The sequence below is a fragment of the Pseudomonas sp. GW822-FHT02E03 genome, from assembly GCF_058802325.1.
On sequence record NZ_JBXAOA010000097.1, the window covers coordinates 1 to 1,366 of the forward strand.

1 protein-coding gene is annotated in these 1,366 nt (G+C 58.6%); it reads left to right on the forward strand.

Annotation, left to right across the window (positions count from 1 at the left end):
• Nucleotides 1-80 precede the first annotated feature (80 nt).
• Nucleotides 81-1,109, forward strand: a complete 1,029-nt coding sequence (locus AC1RQB_RS28190) for an IS110 family RNA-guided transposase (RefSeq protein ID WP_063342505.1) — start codon at nt 81-83, stop codon at nt 1,107-1,109.
• Nucleotides 1,110-1,366 lie beyond the last annotated feature (257 nt).

Below are 1,366 nucleotides of genomic sequence, written 5' to 3' on the forward strand. Positions count from 1 at the left end.
CCCTAATGAAATGGCTACCCCCGCTGCCCCCTGTGATCGCCCACTAAGCTTTCACCGGGGGCTCATCGGAGATCATTGCCATGAACAACGTAGCTATCGCCGCCATCGACCTCGGAAAACATACCTTTCACCTGCATGCGCAAGATGATCGCGGCCACGAGGTTTACCGCAAAAAATTTACGCGGACGGCGCTCACCCGGCACCTCGCAAATCTCGCCCCCTGCACCGTCGTGATGGAAGCCTGCGGCGGCGCCCACTTCATGGCGCAAGAGGTCGCCAAGCTAGGACATACACCCAAGCTCATTGCCCCTCATCTCGTGCGTCCGTATGTGAAAAGCAACAAAAACGACTTCGCTGATGCCGAGGCGATCTGCGAGGCGGCGACCCGACCCACGATGCGTTTTGTGCCGCCCAAAACCCAAGCCCAGCAGGCGCTGGCCATGTCCAACTCGCTACGTGAGTCGTTCATTAAAGACCGCACGGCGACCGTCAATCGGATTCACGCAGCCCTTCTGGAGGTTGGCGTCAGCCTGGCCCCGGGCTTCAAAACCATCAAAGAGCTTCCAGCGTTGCTTGAGGTGAGTTCATTTTCTGAACGCATCAAGAAAAATCTGATGCTGCTGCATGGGCACTTCAACTATCTGGATGGACAGGTCAAGTCGCTGGACAAGGAGGTGGAGTGCCAGGCCGCCGAAGATGATCTGGCGGCGCGCTTGATGACCATGCCGTGTGTCGGCCCGATCACCTCCAGCGCCCTGGCTGCCGAGTTGGGCGATGGCAAACAGTTCAAATGCGGCCGAGGCTATGCGGCCTCGATCGGGTTGGTGCCCAAACAACATTCCACGGGCGACAAGACCGTACTGTTGGGCATCAGCAAACGCGGCGATCGAAACCAGCGACGCCTGCTCATCCAGTGCGCCCGTGTGTACTTGATGCAACTGGATCGACAGAAAGGCGCTTTGGCGGACTGGGTCCGCCAGCTCTTGGCGTCCCGCCATCACTCCAATCTTGTGGTTTGCGCGTTGGCCAACAAGCTGGCACGAATCGCCTGGGCGATTGCGGCACACCACACTGAATTCGATGCGGGGCCAGCCGCGATGAACGCCTGACCCCGCTGTCACCCGAGCACCACCCACCTGGTTTTGCGATGCTGGATAACTGATGACGTGAACGGCCAACCGGCCTGACGACAACCCTGGGCTCCTACACGGCTGAAAGGCCGTTACCCTAATTAGGGTCGTTGGGCATCGATTCTCATCGAGGCGCGGGGCCACAAACCCCACTTAGACGCCGGATAGATGAAAGCAAGCCAAACACGCATCAAGAACAGTATTGCAGAAAAGGGGGTAACCATAGATGTAGGAGC

Bases quoted from the DNA above. Each gene is read 5' to 3' on its own strand.
- AC1RQB_RS28190 (WP_063342505.1), top strand. From the start codon at position 81: ATGAACAACGTAGCTATCGCCGCCATCGACCTCGGAAAACATACCTTT.